At 71.5% G+C, this 20,687-nt stretch carries 22 protein-coding genes; 9 read left to right on the top strand and 13 right to left on the bottom strand.

Going from position 1 to position 20,687, the window contains the following annotated elements:
- Window positions 1–57 precede the first annotated feature (57 nt).
- From trpC to moaB, 8 genes are all read right to left on the bottom strand, one after another.
- Entirely contained in the window at window positions 58–858 is an 801-nt protein-coding gene (trpC, locus tag LMH63_RS01940) for an indole-3-glycerol phosphate synthase TrpC (RefSeq protein ID WP_109680067.1), read from the bottom strand.
- The gene (gene trpD, locus LMH63_RS01935; protein ID WP_109680068.1) at window positions 855–1,886 is read right to left on the bottom strand and encodes an anthranilate phosphoribosyltransferase; all 1,032 of its coding nucleotides are present in this window, start codon (window positions 1,884–1,886) and stop codon (window positions 855–857) included. Before trpD ends, trpC begins: the two co-directional genes overlap by 4 nt.
- Window positions 1,887–1,914: 28 nt before the next feature.
- Window positions 1,915–2,508, bottom strand: a complete 594-nt coding sequence (locus LMH63_RS01930) for an anthranilate synthase component II (RefSeq protein WP_199225750.1) — start codon at window positions 2,506–2,508, stop codon at window positions 1,915–1,917.
- A 23-nt stretch (window positions 2,509–2,531) separates the two neighbouring features.
- Window positions 2,532–4,025, bottom strand: coding sequence for an anthranilate synthase component I (trpE, locus tag LMH63_RS01925; protein ID WP_109680069.1), 1,494 nt, complete (start codon window positions 4,023–4,025; stop codon window positions 2,532–2,534).
- 86 nt (window positions 4,026–4,111) lie between these two features.
- A complete protein-coding gene (locus tag LMH63_RS01920) occupies window positions 4,112–4,816 on the bottom strand; it encodes a phosphoglycolate phosphatase (protein ID WP_109680070.1) in 705 nt (234 codons plus the stop codon).
- Window positions 4,813–5,487 carry a ribulose-phosphate 3-epimerase gene (rpe, locus tag LMH63_RS01915; RefSeq protein ID WP_109680071.1) on the bottom strand — a complete coding sequence of 225 codons (675 nt, stop codon included), beginning with the start codon at window positions 5,485–5,487 and terminating at the stop codon, window positions 4,813–4,815. Before rpe ends, LMH63_RS01920 begins: the two co-directional genes overlap by 4 nt.
- A gap of 64 nt (window positions 5,488–5,551) precedes the next feature.
- On the bottom strand, window positions 5,552–6,151 hold the full coding sequence (locus LMH63_RS01910) for a TetR/AcrR family transcriptional regulator (protein WP_109680072.1): 600 nt from the start codon (window positions 6,149–6,151) through the stop codon (window positions 5,552–5,554).
- 3 nt (window positions 6,152–6,154) lie between these two features.
- Entirely contained in the window at window positions 6,155–6,670 is a 516-nt protein-coding gene (moaB, locus tag LMH63_RS01905) for a molybdenum cofactor biosynthesis protein B (RefSeq protein ID WP_109680073.1), read from the bottom strand.
- Between the two features lie 142 nt (window positions 6,671–6,812).
- On the opposite strand from moaB, the gene LMH63_RS01900 reads away from it, so the two are divergent.
- From LMH63_RS01900 to LMH63_RS01885, 4 genes are all read left to right on the top strand, one after another.
- A complete protein-coding gene (locus LMH63_RS01900; RefSeq protein WP_109680074.1) occupies window positions 6,813–8,150 on the top strand; it encodes an NAD(P)/FAD-dependent oxidoreductase in 1,338 nt (445 codons plus the stop codon).
- Entirely contained in the window at window positions 8,147–8,932 is a 786-nt protein-coding gene (locus LMH63_RS01895) for a DUF1365 domain-containing protein (RefSeq protein WP_109680075.1), read from the top strand. The genes LMH63_RS01900 and LMH63_RS01895 overlap by 4 nt, the downstream gene beginning before the upstream one ends.
- The gene (locus LMH63_RS01890; protein ID WP_109680076.1) at window positions 8,929–10,143 is read left to right on the top strand and encodes an SAM-dependent methyltransferase; all 1,215 of its coding nucleotides are present in this window, start codon (window positions 8,929–8,931) and stop codon (window positions 10,141–10,143) included. The genes LMH63_RS01895 and LMH63_RS01890 overlap by 4 nt, the downstream gene beginning before the upstream one ends.
- A gap of 139 nt (window positions 10,144–10,282) precedes the next feature.
- Entirely contained in the window at window positions 10,283–11,539 is a 1,257-nt protein-coding gene (locus tag LMH63_RS01885; RefSeq protein WP_109680089.1) for an MFS transporter, read from the top strand.
- 155 nt (window positions 11,540–11,694) lie between these two features.
- Here the strand turns inward: LMH63_RS01885 and LMH63_RS01880 are convergent, their stop codons facing one another.
- Together LMH63_RS01880 and LMH63_RS01875 are read right to left on the bottom strand one after the other, a co-directional pair.
- Window positions 11,695–12,144: a nuclear transport factor 2 family protein gene (locus tag LMH63_RS01880; protein WP_109680077.1), complete on the bottom strand. Its 450-nt coding sequence runs from the start codon at window positions 12,142–12,144 to the stop codon at window positions 11,695–11,697.
- A complete protein-coding gene (locus LMH63_RS01875) occupies window positions 12,141–12,917 on the bottom strand; it encodes an SDR family NAD(P)-dependent oxidoreductase (protein ID WP_109680078.1) in 777 nt (258 codons plus the stop codon). The genes LMH63_RS01880 and LMH63_RS01875 overlap by 4 nt, the downstream gene beginning before the upstream one ends.
- Window positions 12,918–13,057: 140 nt before the next feature.
- On the opposite strand from LMH63_RS01875, the gene LMH63_RS01870 reads away from it, so the two are divergent.
- The 4 genes from LMH63_RS01870 (at window position 13,058) to LMH63_RS01855 (ending at window position 16,341) form a co-directional block, all read left to right on the top strand.
- On the top strand, window positions 13,058–13,966 hold the full coding sequence (locus LMH63_RS01870; protein WP_158280473.1) for a MerR family transcriptional regulator: 909 nt from the start codon (window positions 13,058–13,060) through the stop codon (window positions 13,964–13,966).
- Window positions 13,963–15,417, top strand: a complete 1,455-nt coding sequence (locus LMH63_RS01865) for a cryptochrome/photolyase family protein (protein ID WP_109680080.1) — start codon at window positions 13,963–13,965, stop codon at window positions 15,415–15,417. Before LMH63_RS01870 ends, LMH63_RS01865 begins: the two co-directional genes overlap by 4 nt.
- Before the next feature lie 73 nt (window positions 15,418–15,490).
- On the top strand, window positions 15,491–15,922 hold the full coding sequence (locus LMH63_RS01860) for a YeeE/YedE family protein (protein WP_199225751.1): 432 nt from the start codon (window positions 15,491–15,493) through the stop codon (window positions 15,920–15,922).
- Window positions 15,919–16,341: a DUF6691 family protein gene (locus LMH63_RS01855; protein WP_109680082.1), complete on the top strand. Its 423-nt coding sequence runs from the start codon at window positions 15,919–15,921 to the stop codon at window positions 16,339–16,341. The genes LMH63_RS01860 and LMH63_RS01855 overlap by 4 nt, the downstream gene beginning before the upstream one ends.
- Before the next feature lie 79 nt (window positions 16,342–16,420).
- Here the strand turns inward: LMH63_RS01855 and LMH63_RS01850 are convergent, their stop codons facing one another.
- Complete coding sequence (locus LMH63_RS01850; RefSeq protein ID WP_229332693.1) at window positions 16,421–16,723, bottom strand: metal-sensitive transcriptional regulator; 303 nt, start codon at window positions 16,721–16,723, stop codon at window positions 16,421–16,423.
- Between the two features lie 95 nt (window positions 16,724–16,818).
- Between LMH63_RS01850 and LMH63_RS01845 the strand changes: the two genes are divergently transcribed.
- Window positions 16,819–17,721, top strand: a complete 903-nt coding sequence (locus LMH63_RS01845; protein ID WP_109680084.1) for a phosphoribosylaminoimidazolesuccinocarboxamide synthase — start codon at window positions 16,819–16,821, stop codon at window positions 17,719–17,721.
- A gap of 277 nt (window positions 17,722–17,998) precedes the next feature.
- Here LMH63_RS01845 and pyk read toward each other — a convergent pair whose 3' ends face one another.
- Together pyk and LMH63_RS01835 are read right to left on the bottom strand one after the other, a co-directional pair.
- A complete protein-coding gene (pyk, locus tag LMH63_RS01840) occupies window positions 17,999–19,432 on the bottom strand; it encodes a pyruvate kinase (RefSeq protein WP_109680090.1) in 1,434 nt (477 codons plus the stop codon).
- A 32-nt stretch (window positions 19,433–19,464) separates the two neighbouring features.
- Entirely contained in the window at window positions 19,465–20,649 is a 1,185-nt protein-coding gene (locus LMH63_RS01835) for a phosphoglycerate kinase (RefSeq protein ID WP_109680085.1), read from the bottom strand.
- Between the last annotated feature and the right edge of the window lie 38 nt (window positions 20,650–20,687).

Here is a 20,687-nt window from a genome sequence, read left to right as displayed (position 1 = left end):
TGAACCTTGAACTTTGAACTCCGGACCCGGGCCGCAAGCTGGCGGAGCTCGACGGCGTTAGCCGAAGAGCTCCGCCAGCTTGCGGCCCGGGTCCGGTTCCCGCATGAACGCCTCCCCCACCAGAAACGCGTGTACCCCGTGCCGGCGGAGGTGGGCGACCTCCTCCGCGGTGTGGATGCCGCTTTCGGTGACCACGAGGGCCTCTTCCGGGAGGCGCTCGCGCAGGCGCAGGGTGGTATCGATGTCGGTCTCGAAGGTGCGCAGATCGCGGTTGTTGATGCCGATGAGCTCCGCGCCGATGGCGAGCGCCCGGTCGAGCTCCTCGGCGTCGTGGACCTCAACCAGCACGTCCATGCCGAGCTCCTGGCCGAGGAGGTGCAGCTCCTTCAGGGTGGCGTCGCCGAGGGCGGCGACGATCAGCAGGATGCAGTCCGCTCCCAGTGCACGGGCCTCGTAGACCTGATAGGCATCGATGATGAAGTCCTTGCGCAGCACCGGCAGGCCGCAGGCGCCGCGGGCGAGCTGCAGGTCCTCGTCGCGGCCCTGGAAGAAGTCCTCGTCGGTGAGCACCGAAAGACAGGCGGCGCCGGCGGCCTCGTAGCTGCGGGCGATGGCGGCGGGGTCGAAGGCCTCCCGCAGCACGCCCTTGCTGGGGGAGGCCTTTTTCACCTCGGCGATCACGGCGGCGTCGCCGGCGCCGATCCGCGCCTCCAGGGCGGCGCGGAAGCCGCGCACCGGCGGCGCCTGCTCGACGCGGGTGCTGAACGCCCGCAGGCCGATCTGCTCGCTGCGCTCGGCGACGATCTCCGCCTTGCGCTGCAGGATGCGGCGCAGGATATCGGGGGTGCCGTCGCTCATGATGCCTCCGCGGCCAGTTCCCGGGTGGTGCGTACGAATCGCTCCAGGGCGTCGCGGGCGCTGCCGTCGGCCAGGGCCTCCCGCGCGCGGGCCACGCCGGTGCCGAGGTCGTCCACCAGGCCGGCGACGTGGATCGCCGCCCCGGCGTTCAGCGCCAGCATGTCCGCGGCCGGACCGGGGATGCCGTCGTAGACCGCGCGGATGATCTCGAGGCTGCGCTCGGCGGAGTCCACCCGCAGCGGGCCGAGATCGGCAGTGGCGAGGCCGAAATCCTCCGGGCGGATGCGGTACTCGCGGACCGTGCCGTCCCGCAGCTCGGCCACATGGGTCGGCGCGCCGACGCTGATCTCATCGAGCCCGTCCTCCGAGTGCACCACCATCACCCGCTCACTGCCGAGGGTCTGCAGCACCTCGGCAAGCGGGCGCACCCAGTGCCCGGCGAACACGCCCATGAGCTGATTCGGGGCCCCGGCGGGATTGGTGAGCGGCCCGAGCAGGTTGAACAGCGTCCGCACCCCCATCTCCCGGCGGGGGCCGACGGCGTGACGCATGGCCGAATGATGGCGTGGGGCGAACAGGAAACCGACCCCGGTGCGCTGGACGCAGGCCGCCACCTGCGCCGGGGCCAGATCGATATTCGCGCCGGCGGCCTCGAGCACGTCGGCGCTGCCGGATGCGCTGGAGACGGAGCGGTTGCCGTGCTTCGCCACGCGGCCACCGGCGGCAGCGACCACGAAGGCCGTGGCCGTGGAGATGTTGAAGGTGCCGCGGGCGTCACCGCCGGTGCCGCAGGTGTCCACCAGATGCTCGGTGGGCACGTCGACGCGGGTGGCGAGCTCGCGCATCACGGCGGCCGCCGCGGCGATCTCGGTGACGGTCTCGCCCTTCATGGCCAGGCCGACGAGGAAGCCGCCGATCTGCGCCGGCGTCGCCTCGCCGGTCATGATCCGGCGCATGACGCCGGTCATCGCCTCGTGGTCGAGATCCTCGCGCTCCATGACCGCGCGGATCGCCTCCCGCATCTCCATGAGTGATGCTCCTCCCGCCTCGCCGTGCTCAGGCGGCCGCCGCCGGCCGCTCGAGAAAGTTGCGCAGCAGGTCGTGGCCCGCCGCCGTGAGAATGGACTCCGGATGGAACTGCACGCCCTCGACGTCGAGGCTGCGGTGGCGTACGCCCATGATCTCCTCCAGCGTGCCATCGGCATGCTCGGTCCAGGCGGTGACCTCGAGGCAGTCCGGCAGGCTGTCCGGCGCGAGCACCAGGGAGTGGTAGCGGGTTGCCTCCATGGGCTGCGGCAGCCCGCGGAAGACGCCTTCGCCGCGGTGATGCACCCAGGAAGTCTTGCCGTGCATGACCTGCCCTGCGTGCACCACCCGCGCGCCGAAGGCCTGGCCGATGGCCTGGTGGCCGAGGCAGACGCCGAGCAGCGGGATACGCCCCGCGAAGCGCTCCACCACCGCCAGCGAGACGCCGGCCTCGTTGGGGGTGCAGGGCCCCGGCGAGATGACGATACGCGCCGGGGCGAGGCGCTCGATCTCCTCGATGCCGATGGCGTCGTTGCGCCGCACGGCCACCTCGGCCCCGAGCTCGCCCAGGTACTGGACGAGGTTGTAGGTGAAGGAGTCGTAGTTGTCGATCATCAACAGCATGGCTGCCTCCGCGCGAGCGCCGCTCAACCGCTATCCAGTCCGGCCTCGGCCATCGCCACCGCCCGGAACAGGGCGCGGCCCTTGTTCACCGTCTCCTCCCACTCCGCCGCCGGGTCGGAGTCGTGGACGATGCCGCCGCCGGCCTGCACGTGCACCTCGCCGTTCTTGATCACCGCGGTGCGGATGGCGATGGCGGTGTCCATGTTGCCGGACCAGGAGAGGTAGCCAATCGCCCCGGCATAGACCCCGCGCTTGACCGGCTCCACCTCGTCGATGATCTCCAGGGCACGGATCTTGGGCGCCCCGGAAAGGGTGCCCGCGGGGAAGGTCGCCCGCAGCACGTCCATCGGACCGAGCCCCGCCCGCAGCCGGCCGGTGACGTTGGAGACGATGTGCATGACATGGCTGTAGCGCTCGATGGTCATGCGGTCGGTGACCCGCACCGTGCCCGTCTCGCTCACCCGGCCGACGTCGTTGCGGCCGAGGTCGATGAGCATCAGGTGCTCGGCGAGCTCCTTCGGGTCCGCCAGCAGCTCCGCCTCCAGGGCGCGGTCCTCGTCCTCGCTGCGCCCGCGCCGGCGGGTACCGGCGATGGGCCTCAGGGTGACCTCGCCGGCCTCGAGCCGGGCCAGGATCTCCGGCGAAGAGCCCACCACCTGGAAGTCGCCGAAGTCGAGGAAGAACATGTACGGCGAGGGGTTGGTGCAGCGCAGCGCCCGGTACAGATCCAGCGGCCGGCCGCTGTAGGGCGCGGTCATGCGCCGCGAGGGCACCACCTGCATGCAGTCGCCATCGACGATGTAGCGGCGGATGCGCTCCACGGTGGCCTCGTAGTCCGGCTGGCTGAAGCTCGAGGTGAAGTCCTCCTCCGCCACGGTGCGCGGCGGGCTGGGCCGGCCGTAGCGCAGGGCCTCGACGCGCAGGCGCTGGCCGAGGGCCTCGAGCCGGGCATGGCCGCGCTCCAGGGCCGCCTCGCCCTCGGCCGCCTCGACGTTGACCACCAGGTACAGGCGCCCCGCGAGGTTGTCGAAGACCAGCACCTCCTCGGAGTCCATGAGCAGGATGTCGGGCACGCCGAGGGGGTCGGGATTGGGGCACTCGCCCAGCCGCGGCTCGATGTAGCGCACGGTGTCGTAGCCGAAGTAGCCCACCAGCCCGCCCAGGAAGCGCGGCAGCGCCGGCAGGTCCGTGGCCGGCGCGGCATGCACCTCGGCGTGCCGGGACTCCACCCAGGCCAGCGGGTCGTCCACGGTCTCCGCGGCCACCACTTCGCCGTCCACGCGGGTCTCCACCCGGTGGCCGTGGATGCGGTACTGCAGCCGGCAGGGCAGGCCGATGATGGAATAGCGCCCCCACTTCTCGCCGCCCTGCACGGACTCGAACAGGTAGCTGCCCGGCCCCTCGGCGAGCTTGAGATAGGTGGACAGGGGGGTATCGAGGTCTGCGAGGACCTCGCGTACCAGGGGGATGCGGGTGTAGCCCGCACGCGCGAGCTCGGCGAATGTGGTCGGATCCATGGTCACTTCCGGCAGCCAGGGGTCAACGGGACGAGGATGCAGACGCTCAGCGCCGCCATCGCGCGCTGGCCGCGCGCCCTGGGATCTCAGGCTGTCCGGTGACCGGCTCCGCCATGGGTGTGCTCCGCCTCGATCCGGGCCGCCAGCTGATCGACGCTGGCGACCTCCAGCTCCGGATGGTCCTCAAATGTAGCATCCCCGCCGGGATACCCATAGGGCACGCGCACCATCGGCATGCCCGCCGCCAGCGCGGCGTCGAGATCGGCCCGCGAGTCGCCCACCAGCAGGCAGTCCGCCACCGGCACCGCGAGTGCCCGCGCGGCATGCTCCAGCGGCGCCGGGTCGGGCTTCTTCACCGGCAGGGTGTCGCCACCCACCAGCACCCGGAAGTATTCCGCCAGGTCGAGCGCCTCCAGCAGCGGCGCCGTAAAGCGCTCCGGCTTGTTGGTCACCACGCCCAGCGGCAGCCCCAGCCCGCGCAGGGTGTCGAGCCCCGTCCGCACCCCGGGATAGGGCCGGCTGCGGTCCACCAGGCAGTCCCGGTAGTGCTGGAAGAACCGCTCCAGCGCCGCCTCCAGCCCGGGCGGTTCTTCCACCAACTCGCGCCGGCCGGCGAGGGCCCGGGCCATCAGCGTCCGGGCGCCGTTGCCGATCCACACCCGGACCGTGTCCTCCACCACGGGGGCGTGGCCGAGCTCGGCCAGGGTGCGATTGACCGCGGTGGCGAGATCGGGGGCGCTGTCCACCAGCGTGCCGTCGAGGTCGAAGAGCACCGCCGCGGGCCGGATCATGCCGCCACCCCCGCGAGCTCGGCGCGCATGCGGGCGATCACCTCGGCATAGTCGGCCTCGCCGAAGATCGCCGAGCCGGCGACGAAGGTGTCGGCGCCCGCCGCGGCCACTTCGGCGAGGTTGTCCACCTTGACGCCGCCGTCCACCTCGAGGCGGATCTCGCGGCCGCTGTCGGCGATCATCCGTCGCGCCTCGCGCAGCTTGGTCAGCGCCGAGGGCAGGAAGGCCTGGCCGCCGAAGCCTGGGTTCACGGACATGATCAGCACCAGATCCACCTTGTCCATCACGTAGCGCAGGCAGTCCAGCGGCGTCGCCGGGTTGAACACGAGCCCGCTGCGGCAGCCCTGGTCGCGGATGAGCTGCAGGGTGCGGTCGACATGCTCGCTCGCCTCGGGGTGGAAGCTGACGAGATCGGCGCCGGCAGCGGCGAACTCAGGCACGATGCGGTCCACCGGCTTCACCATGAGGTGGACGTCGATGGGCGCGGTCACGCCGTGCCGCCGCAGCGCCTGGCAGACCACCGGGCCGAAGCTCAGGTTCGGGACGTAGTGGTTGTCCATGACGTCGAAATGGACCCAGTCGGCTCCGGCGGCCAGCACGGCGTCCACTTCCTCGCCCAGGCGGGCGAAGTCGGCGGCAAGGATCGAGGGGGCGATGACGGGGTCCAGCATGCTTGCATCCGGGCGCGGGTTGGGTCGCGAACTATACTAATTTTCGTGGCTGTACGGTCAGTTCTCAGGGGGCCGACGGATCGCCGCCCAGGGCAGTACGCAGCGCGCGGCGCACTGCGGCGAAGTCATCAGCGCCGTTCAGGCGCGCCAGTTGCAGGCCGCCCTGGGCCGCCGCCATCACCGCCAGGGCCGTGTCCTCGGCGCTGCCGGCGAAGGTGCACTGGCCCTGCTCCCGGGCGGCGGCGAGCCGCGCCGCGAGCCAGTCCCGCAGCTCGTGCATCAGCGCCTGCGCCTCGCGGCAGGCCGCGGGCGGCAGCGAGGCGAACTCCACCCCGGCCATGCCCAGCGGGCAGACCTTGCCCTCGGCGACGTAGCGCGCCTCCAGGTCCAGGAAGGCCTCCATCTGGGCGTGGGCGGGCAGTGCGCGCAGCGTCGGCTGCTCGCGCCACCAGGCGAAATCGTCGCGGAAGCGGCGCAGGACGGCGGCGGCAAGATCCGCCTTGGTGGGAAAGTGGTAGTGCACGGCGGGCGTGCGCACCCCCAGCCCCTCCGCGAGGTGGTGGAAACTGAAGCCGTGGTAGCCCCGGGTCTGCAGCAGTCGCGCCGCCAGCGCCAGGATCTCCCGCCGCGTCTCCCCGCGCGGCCGGCGCCGGGAGACCACCATGGCTCAGACCAGCAGCACCAGCTCGGCGAGATTGCAGGGCCGATGGCGCACGTCCAGCTGGTCGGCGAGAATGCCGCGCCAGCCGCTGCGGCAGGCCCCGGGGGAGCCGGGCAGGCAGGCAATCAGCGTGTGATTGGCGATCCCGGCGAGCACCCTGGACTGGAGCATGGAGGTACCGATCTCGCCGTGGGAGAGCTGACGGAAGAGCTCGCCGAAGCCGGGAATCTCGCGGTCGAACAGCGGCCGCACCGCCTCCGGGGTGACGTCGCGATCGGTGAACCCGGTCCCGCCGGTGGTGATGATGGCGTGCGTCCGTGCATCCAGAACCCACTCCGAGATCGCAGCCCTTATGGCATAGCGGTCATCGCGTACGATCCGTCGCTCGGCGACCCGATGACCGGCCTCGGCGGCCGCTTCGGCCAGAGTGTCGCCGGAACGGTCATCGGCCGCGGTGCGGGTGTCCGAGATGGTGAGGATGGCAAGACTGAGCGGAACGAATTCGCGGTCCGAGTGGCTCACGGCGGTATCTGTCCATTGCGGGGCCTGCGGCACAGGATACGCCGGGCCCGTGCCCGGACCAATCGTCCGCGGCAACGCCGCCGCTTGACGAGCAATGACGGCTGTACAATTATCGTATAGCTATTGCACCAGGGGATTCCGCATGCAGCGTCGACGCATTGCCGTCGTTGGGGGAGGCGTGGCCGGCACCGGCGCCGCCTGGCTGCTGGCACGCCAGCACGACGTGACTCTGTTCGAAGGCCGGGGCCGGCTCGGTGGGCACACGAATACCGTGATCTGCCACCTTCCGGAGGGCGAGGTGCCGGTGGACACCGGCTTCATCGTCTACAACGAGCCCAACTATCCGCAGCTCACGGCGCTGTTCAGCCACCTCGGCGTGGCCACCCAGGAGTCGGACATGTCGTTCGCGTTCGCGGCGACGGATCTTGACCTGGAATACTCAGGCAGCGGGCTTGCGGGGCTGTTCGCGCAGCGCCGCAACCTGCTGCGGCCGCGCTTCTGGCGCATGGTGCGGGACATCCTGCGCTTCAACGGCGAGGCCGGGCGCCGGCTCACCGTGGGGCTGCCGGAGGATCTCGCCCTGGGCGAGCTGCTGGACGAGCTCGGCCTCGGCGCCGCCTTCCGGCGGTACTATCTGCTGCCCATGAGCGCCGCCATCTGGTCCTGCCCGCAGGACGTCATGCTGCGCTTTCCGGCGCAGTCGTTCCTGCGCTTCTTCCACAATCATGGCCTGATCCGGTTGCGCGACCGGCCCCAGTGGCGCACCGTCAGCGGCGGCGGGCGCGAGTACCTGACAAGGCTGCAGGCCGGCATCCAGACTGTGGTGACGGGCACGCCGGTTCGCCAGGTGGTGCGCGCGGACGGGGGCGACGGGGTGCGGCTGTACGGCGACGCGGGCGAGCTCGGGCGGTTCGACGAGGTGGTGATCGGCGCCCATGCGGACGAGGCGCTGGCGATGCTGGAGCAGCCCTCATTCTGGGAGCGCACCGTGCTCGGCGCCTTCGGCTATCAGCATAACGACGCCTGGCTGCACACCGACCGGCGGCTGATGCCGCGGCGGCGGTCAGTGTGGTCGTCCTGGAATCACCTCACCCGGCAGGCCGCGGACGGCACTCGCCCCGTGTCCGTGACCTACTGGATGAACCGGCTGCAGAACCTGCCGACGGCGACCGACGTCCTGGTGACCCTGAACCCGCTCGATCCGCCTGCGGCGGATACGGTGATCCGTCGCGAGGGATACGCGCACCCTGTGTTCGACCGCGAGGCCATGCGCGCCCAGCGCCTGCTGCCGGTGATCCAGGGCCGGGACCGCATCTGGTATTGCGGCAGCTATCACGGCTACGGCTTCCACGAGGACGCCTTCGCCAGTGCCGTGCAGGTCGCCGAGCAGCTCGGCGCGCCGGCACCCTGGCACGGCGTCGCGGCGCCGGCCCCGGCAGCGGCCGCCACGCCGACGGTCGGGGCCCCGGCGGTATCATGAGCGCGCCCGGCGCCGCCCTGCGGCTCTATCGCGGCACGCTCATCCACGAGCGGCGCCGGCCGCCCTGCTACCGCTTCCGCTACCGCGTGTTCAGCCTGCTCGCCGACATCGACCGGCTCGACGAGGCTGCGGCGACGAGACGGCTGTTCAGCCACAACCGCTTCAACCTGCTCGCGCTCCACGACCGCGACCACGGGCCGAAGGACGGCTCCCCGCTGCGCCCGTGGATCGACGCGCAGCTGGCCGAGGCCGGCGTCGACCTCGCCGGCGGCCGGGTCGAGCTGCTCTGTTACCCGCGGGTGCTGGGCTACGTGTTCAACCCGCTCTCGGTGTGGTTCTGCCGGCATGCCGACGGGCGCCTGCGCGCGGTGCTCTGCGAGGTGCGCAACACCTTCGGCGAGTGGCATGGCTACCTGCTGCACGACGGCGGCGCGCCGCTGCCCGAGCACCTGCGCGACCAGGCGCCGAAGCGGTTCCATGTCTCGCCCTTCCTGCCCCGCGAGGGCCATTACCGCTTCCGCTTCAGCGCCCCCGGCGAGCGCTACTCGGCCACCGTCAACTGGCACGACGATGCCGACCCGGAACACCCCGCCCTGATCGCGGTCCAGTTCGGGAGCGAGCGGCCGGCGGGGGACGCCGGCCTGCTGTGGGCGGCACTGGCCGTGCCGCTCATGACCCTCAAGGTAATCGCCGCCATTCACTGGCAGGCGCTGAAAATCTGGTTGCGGGGCGGGCGTTTTCACCGCAAGCCCGCACCGCCGGCCACGGAGATCAGCCGATGAATCCCACTCGGGACGCTGTCGTCGACCTCCCTTCGCCGCTGCCGTTGGGCGCGCGCATCCTGCTTGCCTGGCTCGCGCGCCTGCGCCGCGGGCGCATGACCGGCCAGCTCGCCGACGGCGAGCCGTTCCTGATCCAGGGCCCGGAGCCCGGCCCGCACGGCGAGCTGCGGCTGCACAGGCCGCTGCGGCTGGTCGCCCGGGTGCTCGCCCGCGGCTCGGTGGGGTTTGCCGAGAGCTACATGGCCGGCGACTGGAGCAGCCCCGACACGGCGCATCTGCTGGAGCTGATGCTGCGCAACGAGGATGCCTTCCAGCGCCGCATGGAGCCCTCCCGCACCCATCGGGCGTGGCTCGCCGCGCGCCACTGGGTGCGGCGCAACACCCCGCGGGGCAGCCGCCGCAACATCAGCGCCCACTACGACCTCGGCAACGACTTCTACCGCCTCTGGCTCGACGAGACCATGACCTACTCCGCCGCGGTGTTCGAGACGCCGGACCAGCCCCTGGCGGAGGCGCAGCGCCACAAGTACCGCGCCCTGCTGGACGCCATGGCGGTTCAGCCGGGCGAGCATATCCTCGAGATCGGCTGCGGCTGGGGCGGCTTTGCCATCGAGGCCGCACGCCGCGGCGCCCGGGTAACCGGCCTGACGCTCTCCAGCGAGCAGCTCTCCTGGGCCCGCCGGGCCGTTGCCGAGCAGGGTCTCGCGGACCGCATCGAGCTGCGCCTGCAGGACTACCGCGACGTCAGCGGGCGCTTCGACCACGCCGCCTCCATCGAGATGCTGGAGGCCGTGGGCGAGGAGTACTGGCCGGCCTATTTCCGGATGCTCCATGAGCGGGTGCGCCCGGGCGGTCGCATCGGACTGCATGGCATCACCATCGCCGCCGACCGCTTCGAGGAGTACCGGCGCAGCCCCGATTTCATCCAGCGCTACATCTTCCCCGGCGGCATGCTGCCGAGCCCGGATCGGCTGCGCGCCGAGTGCCACCAGGCCGGCTTCGAGGTCACCGAGTTCACGGGCCTCGGCCAGCATTACGCGAAGACCCTGCTGCTGTGGGACGCCAACTTCACGCGGGTGCTGCCGGAGGTCTACCGCCTCGGCTTCGACGAGCGCTTCGTCAACCTCTGGCGCTACTACCTCGCCTACTGCTACGCCGGCTTCCGCACCGGCACCATAGACGTCAGCCGCATCCTGCTGCGACGCCCGTGAGCCTGGTGCCCCGGTTCGCAAGTGCCTGCCTGCTCCGCGTGTCGCTGCGGGCCTCGGCGTGAGCAGGAAATTGCGAAACGGGACGCTGGCCCGCAGCACCGTACTGCTGTACGGCCTGCCCGCCCTGCCGCTGGCGGTGATGGGCATTCCCATGTACGTCTTCCTGCCAGGCTTCTACAGCGAGACCCTGGGTCTCGGCGCCGTGGGCGTGGCGCTGCTGGTGGCCCGGCTGTGGGATGTGGTCACCGACCCGCTGATCGGCAGCCTTGGCGACCGCCTGCAGACCCGCTGGGGCCGCCGTCGCCCACTGATCGCCGCGGGCACGCCGCTGCTGCTGGTCAGCGCCTGGGCGCTGTTCCGCCCACCCGAGGACGTGACCCTGGTCTACCTGCTCGGCTGGGGCCTCGCCGCCTACCTGGGCTGGACGCTGATGTCCCTGCCGTACACCGCCTGGGGCGCCGAGCTCTCCGAGGACTACGACGAGCGCGCCAGCCTCACCGCGAGCCGGGAGGGCTTCATGATCGCCGGCACCCTGCTGGCGGTGGCCTGGCCGGCGCTGATCGGCGCCGGGCGGGCCGACGCCGCGACCCTGGCGGGGCTTGCCTGGGTGCTGGCGATCTGCCTTCCGCTTGCCGTGGTGCTGACGCTGTCCCGGGTGCCGGAGCACCGGTTCACGAGCCATCCGGTGGGCTGGCACGCCGGCTGGGCGCTGCTTCGGGACAACCGGCCGTTCCTGCGCCTGGTGTCGGCCTACGTCATGAACGGCATGGCCAACGGCCTGCCGGCGGCGCTGTTCACCCTGTTCGTCGCCCATGTGCTGGCCGCCCGGGACTGGACCGGGGTGCTACTGCTCGCCTACTTCATCGCCGGCGTCGCGGCGCTGCCGGCGTGGCTGTGGTTCTCGCGCCGCGTGGGCAAGCACCGGGCCTGGGCCGTGTCCATGCTCTGGAACTGCCTGGTCTTCGCCTGGGTGCCGTTCCTCGGTGCGGGAGACACCTGGCTGTTCCTGGCCATCTGCGTGCTGTCCGGGGTCAGCGTTGCCGTGGACATGGCACTGCCGGCGGCGATTCAGGCGGATCTGGTGGACGTCGACACCGCCCGCGGCGGCGGCCGGCGCACCGGCCTGTACTTCGGCATCTGGAACGTCGCCACCAAGCTCGCCCTGGCACTCGCCGTCGGCGTGGCCTTCCCGGCCCTGGAGTGGTTCGGCTTCGACGCCACCCAGCCGGCCAACGGCGAGGGGACGCTGGCGCTCGCGCTCTTCTACGGCGGCCTGCCGATCCTGTTCAAGCTGGCGGCGACGGCGCTGGTGTGGAACTTCCCCCACGACCGCGCCGCCCACGCCAGTACCCGCGAGCGGGTGCACGGTCTGGAGGCGGCAGAAACGCCATCCTGAGCGGATGACGCAGGCGACCTGCGATGACTCCGCGGCGCCGTTGGCGATTCGACGGCGGTGCCCGGTTCGAGGCGGGGTGGCAGCGAAGCAATCAGGATCCACTCTCCGCGACTTCGCGCCCTTCGCGTCTTTGCGGTTAGTCCGAAGTCCGGAAATCAGTACCGAACCGGCAGAGAGGTCTGCGGCGCTGCCAGCCGCCGGCGCAGCCAGCGCATGAGCCCGCCCAGCACGGGGAATTGGGTGTAGAGCTCGCCGGCCGCATCCCAGTAGTCGATATGCTCCTGCACCCGCCCGTCGTCGGCGAAAGCCACGCGCGAGACCCCTTCCACCGGCCGGCGCGGTGCCCGGTCCCGGGCCAGGCGGAAGTGGAAGCGCCAGCGGATGTAGCCGCTGCGCCCATCGGGCACCGCCTCCAGGACCTCGAAGCGCGCCTCCGCACAGACCGCGAACATGTGCTCGAACACGGCGCGCACCGCGTTCCGGCCGCGGACATCGTTGAACGGGTCGCGGAAGCGGGCGTCCTCGGTAAACACGGCATCGAGGCGTTCGAGGTCCGCCCGCTGCAGCCCGGCGAAGAACTCGCAATACGCCTCGAGCGGCGTCATCTGCCCACCATGCGCCGGGTGAGCGCGAAGTAGAGCCGGTAGGGCAGCAGCCGCAGCAGCTTCAGCGTCCAGCCGAAGCGCTTGGGGAACATGATCTCGAAGCCGCGTCCGTCGAGCTCGCGGGCGATGTAGTCCGCCGCCTGCTCCGGGGTGATGAGCTGCGGCATGCGGAAGTCGTTCTTGTCCGTGAGGCGGGTGCGGACAAATCCCGGGTTGATGACCCGCAGCGCGACCCCGGTGCCCTCCAGCTCCGGGCGCAGGGCCTCGGCCATGTTCAGCACCGCGGCCTTGCTCGCGCCGTAGGGCGCCGCCCGTGGCAGCCCGCGGTAGGCCGAGAGGCTCGCGGTCACGAGGATCTGGCCGCGGCCCCGGCGGCGCATGGGCCCGAGGGCAGCAGCCACGCCATTGACCGCGCCCAGGTAGTTGACCTCGGCCAGCCGGCGAAAGAGCGCCGGATCGAAGTCGTCCAGGCGCATCGGGTCGTAGTCGCCGGCATTCAGGATCAGGGTATCCACCTCGCCGAGGCTCGATTCCACCTCGGCGAAGACGGCGGCGCAGGCGGCGGCATCGGTGACGTCCATGACCCGCGGATGCAGCCGTGGGGCGAGCTGCGGATTGGCCTCCCGGATCGCCTCCAGTGCCTCGGCGCGGCGCGAGGAGATGACCACCTGCCAGCCATCACGGGCCAGGCGCTCGGCCAGTGCGCGGCCGATTCCGGCACTCGCACCGCTGATGAAGGCGATCCGGCCGTCGGTGCGGGCGCTGTCGTGCATGGGGCGTGCCTGTCAGAATTGATACAAATCTTGTACGATCCTATCTTATACTCACCCGTCCAGATAGAGGCCCCGCTGGAGCCGCCATGCAAGACTCCCAAGCGCAGGACGATCGAGTATCGCTCAGCAGCCCTGACGCGATGCCTGAAGGAGACGGCCTCTACCCCATCCGCACGGTGTCCACCCTCACCGGCGTCAACCCGGTCACCCTGCGGGCCTGGGAGCGTCGCTACGGTCTCGTCCGGCCGCAGCGCACGCCCAAGGGCCACCGGCTCTACACCGACGCTGACATCGAGCGCATCCACCGTATCCTCGAGCTCCTGCAGCAGGGCATCCCCATCGGCCAGGCCCGCCGCCTCATCGACAGTGCCGGCGCCCCGGAGCCGGCCGCCTCCCGCAGCCACAGCGAGGACCCCTGGAGCGACTTCCGGGCGCGCATGACCCGCGCCATCGAGCGCTTTGACGAGGACGCGCTCAACGCCACCTACAACGAGGCGCTCTCGTTGTATCCGGTGGACCTGGTCAGCCGGCTGCTGGTCCTGCCGCTGCTGGAGCAGCTGCGCCCGCGCTGGGCACGCGAGGCCGTGGGCCCGGCGGAGGCGCACTTTTTCAGCGCCTACATGCGCAACAAGCTCGGTGCGCGCCTGCATCATCACTACGGCATTCCGGGCCGCGGGCCACGGCTGATGGCGGCCGGGCTGCCGGGAGAGGCCTGCGAGGTGGAGCTGCTGCTGTTCGCCCTGGCCGCGCTGACCCAGGGCTACCGCATGGTGCTGCTGGGCGCCAACATGCCGCTTGCGCCCCTGCAGCCGGCGGCGGAGAAGGCGGCAGCGCGGGCCATCGTCCTCTTCGGCAGCAGCGACCCGGACGCGGACACGCTCCAGCGCGCCCTGCCCGCGCTGGTGGCCGGGGTGGACTGCCCGGTGTGCGTCGGCGGCCGCGTCGCCGAGCGCCACGGCGAGGCGGTCCGCGCCGCCGGCGCCGTGGCCCTCGCCGGGGGTGTCAGCCAGAGTCTCGCCCAGATCTATCAGGCCCTCGGCCGGCCGTGACTGCCGCCATTGTCTGGTTCCGGCGTGATCTGCGCCTGGCGGACAACCCGGCGCTGCAGGCCGCCTGCGCAGGCAACCGCCCAATCGTTCCTGTCTACGTCCACGCGCCGGAGGAGCTCGGCGCCTGGGCGCCGGGTGCGGCCAGCGACTGGTGGCTGCACCAGAGCCTGGCGGCGCTGGCCGGGGAGCTCCGCGAGCTTGGGCTTGATCTGGTGCTTCGGCGGGGCCCGAGCCTGCAGGCGCTGACCCGCCTGATCCGGGAGACCGGCGCCGACGCCGTGCACTGGAACCGGCTCTACGAGCCGGCCATCATCGCCCGCGACCGCGAGATCAAGGCTGAGCTGCGACGCGCGGGGCTGGAGGTCCACAGCCACAACGCCGCCCTGCTGCACGAGCCGTGGACGGTGCAGACCGGTACCGGCGGGGACTACCGCGCCTTCACGCCGTTCTGGAAGGCCTGCCGGCGCCGCGAGGAGCCGCCCGCCCCGGCGCCTGCCCCCACGCAGCTGGCGGCGCCCGCCGGCGGTCTGCCGGAGGGCGAGCCACTGGACGCCATGGGGCTGCTGCCCGCCATCCGCTGGGACCGCAAGCTCGAAGGGCACTGGCAGCCGGGCAGCGCGGGGGCCGAGGCACGGCTCGCGGCCTTCCTCGACGACGGCCTGGCCAGCTACGACGAGGGGCGTGATCTGCCGGCGCAGCCTGCGACCTCGCGCCTCTCGCCGCATCTGCACTTCGGCGAGATCGGCCCGCGCCAGGTCTGGCATGCGGTCCAGCGGCGCCTGGCGCGGGACGGCGCAGGCAGCCTCACCGCCGGCGCCGAGGCCTTCCTGGCCGAAGTCGGCTGGCGCGAGTTCGCCTATCACGTGCTGTTCCATCATCCGGGCTTCCCGGACGAACCCCTCAATCCGCGCTTTTCGCGCTTTCCCTGGCGCGAGGACGACGGTCGCCTGCGTCACGCCTGGGAACGCGGCGAGACCGGCCTGCCCATGGTGGATGCCGGCATGCGCGAGCTCTGGGCCACCGGCTGGATGCACAACCGCGTGCGCATGGTGACGGGCTCGCTGCTGGTGAAGAATCTGCGCCTGCCCTGGCAGCAGGGCGAGCGCTGGTTCTGGGATACCCTCGTGGACGCCGACCTCGCCAGCAACAGCCTGGGCTGGCAGTGGGTGGCGGGCAGCGGCGCCGATGCAGCGCCCTATTTCCGGGTGTTCAACCCGGTGCGCCAGGGCGAGCGCTTCGATCCGGATGGCGAGTACGTGGCGCGCTGGATCCCGGAGCTGGCGGGCCTGCCGGCCCAGCATCGGCACGCCCCCTGGCAGGCACCGGCCAGCGCCCTGCGCGCGGCGGGCCTGCGCCTCGACGAGCACTACCCACGCCCGGTGGTGGATCTCAAGCGCAGCCGCGAGGAGGCGCTGGAGGCGTTCCAGCTGATCAAGCAGGCGTCGGCGTAAGGAAACCCGACACCGCTTGGCAAGCGGATGGGCACAGCCTAATATACCCCTACCCGTATATTGAGGACTGCCCATGGCGCCCTTCGACCCGGTTTCCGCCCTGGCCGGCGGCGTGCTGATCGGCCTGGCCAGCCTGCTGCTGCTCGGCGGTCTCGGCCGCATCGCGGGCATCAGCGGCATCCTTGGCGGTGCGCTTGGCCGGCCCGATGCCGATACACCCTGGCGGCTCGCCTTCCTGCTGGGTCTGCCCGCCGGCTTTGTTCTCTGGGCCTGGCTGCGCGGCGAGCTCCCCGAGGTGCACCTGCAGACGGGCTGGCCCGGAATGCTGGTCGCCGGCGCCATCGTTGGCTTCGGCACCCGCCTCGGGAGCGGTTGCACCAGCGGCCACGGCGTCTGCGGCCTCGCACGGCTCTCGCCCCGGTCCCTGGTGGCGACCGTGATCTTCATGCTTACCGCCGCCGCCACGGTGTTCCTGATCCGGCACGTCATCGGGGAGGGAGCATGACCCCGCGCCGGCTCGCTCCCGTGCTGCTCGCCGGCCTTGCCGGGCTCGTCTTCGGCCTGGGTCTCGCCGTCTCGCGCATGGTTGACCCGGCCCGGGTGCTTGGCTTCCTCGACGTCGCGGGGGAGTGGGATCCGACGCTGGCGTTCGTGATGGCCGGGGCGCTGGCGGTGACGCTTCCCGCCTTCCGCTGGCTCCCGCGCCGCCAACAGCCCTGGCTTGGCGGCCGGTTTCAGCTGCCCACCCGGCAGGACGTGGACGCCCGGCTCGTGGCCGGCGCGATGCTGTTCGGCGTCGGCTGGGGCATCGCGGGTCTCTGTCCGGGCCCGGCCCTTGCGGCGCTCGCCTCCGGCCTCCCGGAGGTCGTTGGCTTCGTGGTGGCGATGGCGGTGGGCAATGCGGCCGCCGGCCGGCTGACGTGACACGTTGCGGCGCCGTGGCCCGGCGCCGAGCCGCCTGCACACAGGCAACGTGAAAACCGAAACGCCAGACGGCAGCGGATCAGCCGTAGCGGGCGAGCAGCCGGGTAAGCGCCTCGAGGCGCTCCCGGGTCTCCTCGCTGCTGTCCTCCGGCAGGGCCTCTACCTCCATGGCGCAGGCGATCATCTCGTAGAAGGCGCGATCCAGGGCCTTGCGCGAGGCCGCCAGCTGCTGGGCGACCGCCTCGCACTCGCTGTCCTCGTCGATCATGCGCCGCACGCCGCGTAGCTGACCCTCGATGCGTGAGAGCCGGGCGAGCAGCGCCCGCTGGCGCTTGCGGCGCCGTGCCGGCAGGGAGTCTTCCATATCAGGTACGCTTGCCATGCCTGCGCCTCCGTCCTCGCCCGCGCCTGCCTGCGGGCGGCACTGCTATGATATCGCCCCCGAGCCGCGCCGTATGCTAACCCCTCGAGGAGCCCATGCCAGCGACCCCCGAGCGCCTGTTTCGCAGCGAGCTGACCAGCCTGCCCCTGCTGCAGCGGGGCAAGGTGCGTGACGTCTACGCCGTCGACGACGATCGCCTGCTGGTGGTGGCAACCGACCGGCTCTCCGCCTTCGACGTGATCCTGCCCGACCCCATTCCAGGCAAGGGCGCCGTCCTGACCCGGCTCTCGCGCTTCTGGTTCGGCCGGCTCGGGCACCATGTTGCCACCCACCTCCTGGACACCCCGATTGAGGCGGTACTCGAGGACCCGGCGGAGCGCGCCCAGGTCGAGGACCGCGCCATGCTGGTGCGACGGCTGACCCCGCTGCCGGTGGAGGCGATTGCCCGGGGCTACCTGATTGGCTCGGGCTGGAAGGACTACCAGGCTACCGGCGCGGTCTGCGGCATCGCGCTGCCCCCGGGCCTGCGCCAGGCCGACCGCCTGCCGGAGCCGATCTTCACCCCCTCCACCAAGGCGGCAGCGGGCGATCACGACGAGAACGTGAGCTTCGAGGCGGTGGTGGCGGCCGTGGGCCGGGAGACGGCAGAGGCCATCCGCCGGCTGACCCTGGCGATCTACACCGAGGCTGCAGCCCATGCCCGGGACCGGGGCATCCTCATCGCCGACACCAAGTTCGAGTTCGGCCACGACCCGGAGGGCCGCCTGGTGTGGATCGACGAGGCCCTGACCCCGGACTCCAGCCGCTTCTGGCCCGCCGACGCGTGGCAGCCGGGCAGCTCCCCGCCGAGCTTCGACAAGCAGTACGTCCGCGACTACCTGGAGACCCTGGACTGGGACAAGACCCCGCCGGCCCCGCATCTACCCGAGGAGATCGTGGCGCGTACGGCCGACAAGTACCGCGAGGCGGAGCGTCGGCTATGCGGCGAGGCCCCATAGCCGGCGCTCCGCTTCGCGGAGTTTCGAGTTCAAAGATGACGTAGGTCGGGAACCGCCGCAGGCGGTACCCGACGCGCCGGCAGGCGCATTTCCATTGCCGCGTTGCGCGCGGCTGTCGGCGAGCGCTGCGCGCTTGCCGACCTACTGCCCCTGTATCGGCAGCCACCAGCCACCGGACGGCCGAACTTTGAACCTTGAACTTTGAACTTGAAACTCGCGCGTCGAACGCGCGCCCGAAGTCGCGACGCCGCGCCGGCCCCCAACCGTCACAGAAACCCTAGACGTCCCCCGCGCGAACGATCTTCATCTCGTTCGTCCCCCCACGCACCCCGGCGAGATCGCCCTTGGTGATCAGCACCAGATCACCGTCGTGGACGGCGCCGCGGCGGGTGAGCTCGGCGATGGCCTCCTGGGTGACGGTGTCGTGGTCGCGCATGGTGGGGTCGAAGCTGATGGGGTGCACGCCGCGGTAGAGGGTGACCTTGGTGCGGGTGCGGGGCTGCTCGGAGAGGGCGTAGACGGGGATATCCGTGCCGATGCGGGACATCCACATCACCGTGGCGCCGGACTCGGTCATCGCGGCGATGGCGGCGACGCCCAGGCTGTTGGCGGCGGCGATGGCGGTCTTGGCGATGGTCTCGTCGATGCGCTGGAAGCGCGGCTCCTGCAGCGAGGGGATGGTCGGGCGCGTCTCGTCCGCATAGGCCTCGGCGCCGACGCAGACCCGGGCCATGGCGGCCACGGTCTCCGCCGGATAGTGGCCGACGGCGGTCTCCTCCGAGAGCATGACCGCGTCGGTACCGTCCAGGACCGCATTGGCCACGTCCAGCACCTCGGCTCGAGTGGGCATGGGGTTGTCCACCATGGACTGCATCATCTGGGTGGCGGTGATCACCACGCAGTCCCGCTCGCGGGCGAGGCGCATGATGCGCTTCTGGACACCGGGCAGCTCGGCATCGCCGATCTCCACGGCCAGATCGCCGCGGGCGATCATCACCGCATCCGCGGCCTCCATGATCTCCGGCAGCGCCGCCACCGCCTCGTGGCGCTCGATCTTGGCGACGATTCCGGCATGGCCGCCGGCGGCGCGCAGCAGCTCCCGGGCCTCCTCGATGTCGGCCGCGTCCCGCGGGAAGGAGACGGCCAGGTAGTCGGCCTCCAGCTCCGCCGCCAGGCGGATGTCGGCGCGGTCCTTGTCGGTCAGGGCGCGTACGGAGAGGCCGCCGCCGAGACGGTTGATGCCCTTGCGGTCGGAGAGCTCGCCGCCGGTCTCGACCCGGGTATGGATACGCTTGCCCTCGATGCGCTCCACGCGCAGACGGATGAGCCCGTCGGCGAGCAGCAGGATGTCGTCGGGGGCGACGTCGTCGGGCAGGCCCTGATAGGCGACGCCGACGCCCTCGGCAGTGCCCGCGTCGGCCGGGTGTGAGGGGTCAAGGAAGAACGCCTGGCCATTGTCGAGATTGACCGTGCCCCCCTGGAAGCGCTCGATGCGGATCTTCGGGCCCTGCAGGTCGCAGAGCACGCCGACGACGCGGTCGGCGGCGCCCGCGGCCTCGCGCAGCACGCTGACCCGAGTGCGGTGCTCATCGTGGTCGCCGTGGGAGAGATTCATGCGGACCACGTTCACCCCGGCGGCGATGATGGCCGCGAGCGACTGGCGGTCGCTGGTGGCCGGGCCCAGGGTGGCGACGATCTTGGTCTGACGGATCATGGGATTGCCTCGTGGTTCCGGGCGGCTGTTCAGGACGCCGCGCGGCCCCGGGCTTCGAGCACGGCCACCGCGGGCAGGGTGCGGCCCTCGAGAAACTCGAGAAAGGCACCGCCTCCCGTGGAAATGTAGGACAGGGAATCCGCCACGCCATAGCGGGCAATGGCGGCAAGGGTGTCGCCACCCCCCGCGATGGAGAAGGCGTCACTCGCCGCGATGGCCTCTGCCAGCGCCCGGGTGCCGCCGCCGAAGGCCTCGATCTCGAATACGCCCACCGGACCGTTCCAGACGATGGTGCCCGCGCCGCGGAGGCGCTCGGCGTAGGCGGCGGCAGTACGCGGGCCAACGTCGAGGATGAGCTCGCCGGCCCCAACCTCGTGCACGCCGCAGACACGGCTGCGCGCGCCCTCGCTGACCTCGTCCGCCACCACCACGTCCTCCGGCAGCGGAATCTCTCCGCCGGCGGCCCGGGCCCGCTCCATGAGGCCGCGGGCCGTGCCGATGAGGTCCGGCTCGTGCAGGGAGCGGCCGATGGGATGGCCGGCGGCGGCGATGAAGGTGTTGGCGATGCCGCCGCCGACGATGAGCTGGTCGACCTTGTCGCTCAGGCGCTCCAGCAGCGTCAGCTTGGTGGAGACCTTGGAGCCGCCGATCACCGCCACCAGCGGCCGCGCCGGGCGCTCCAGCGCACGGCCGAGGGCGTCCAGCTCGGCGGCGAGCAGCGGCCCCGCGCAGGCCTCAGGCGCGAACCGCGCCACGCCGTGAGTGGACGCCTGGGCGCGATGGGCCGTGCCGAAAGCGTCCATGACGAAGACATCGCAGAGCGCGGCCATGCGCCGGGCCAGCGTCTCATCGTCGGCCTTCTCGCCGACGTTGAAGCGCACGTTCTCGCAGAGCACCAGCTCCCCGGGGGCCACCTCGACCCCATCCAGCCAGTCCCGCGCCAGCGGCACCTCGCGCCCGAGCAGCTCGCCCAGGCGTTCCGCCACCGGCGCCAGGGAGGCGTCCGGATCGAAGTGCCCCTCCTCCGGGCGCCCCAGATGACTCATCACCATCACCGCGGCGTCGGCGTCGAGCAGGCGCCTCAGGGTGGGCAGCGCTGCCCGCAGGCGGCTTTCATCGGTGACCCGGCCGTGCTTCACCGGGACGTTGAGGTCCTCACGCACCAGCACCCGCCGGCCGCGTACGTCGATGTCATCCAGGGTCTTTACGGGCATCCGGGGCTTCTCCTTCGGAGAAGAGTGGCAAGTGGCAA

The organism is Spiribacter halobius (assembly GCF_020883455.1).
Lineage (GTDB): Bacteria > Pseudomonadota > Gammaproteobacteria > Nitrococcales > Nitrococcaceae > Sediminicurvatus > Sediminicurvatus halobius.
Note: the sequence above shows the minus strand (reverse complement) of the source record. Positions and strands in the feature narration are given on the sequence as shown.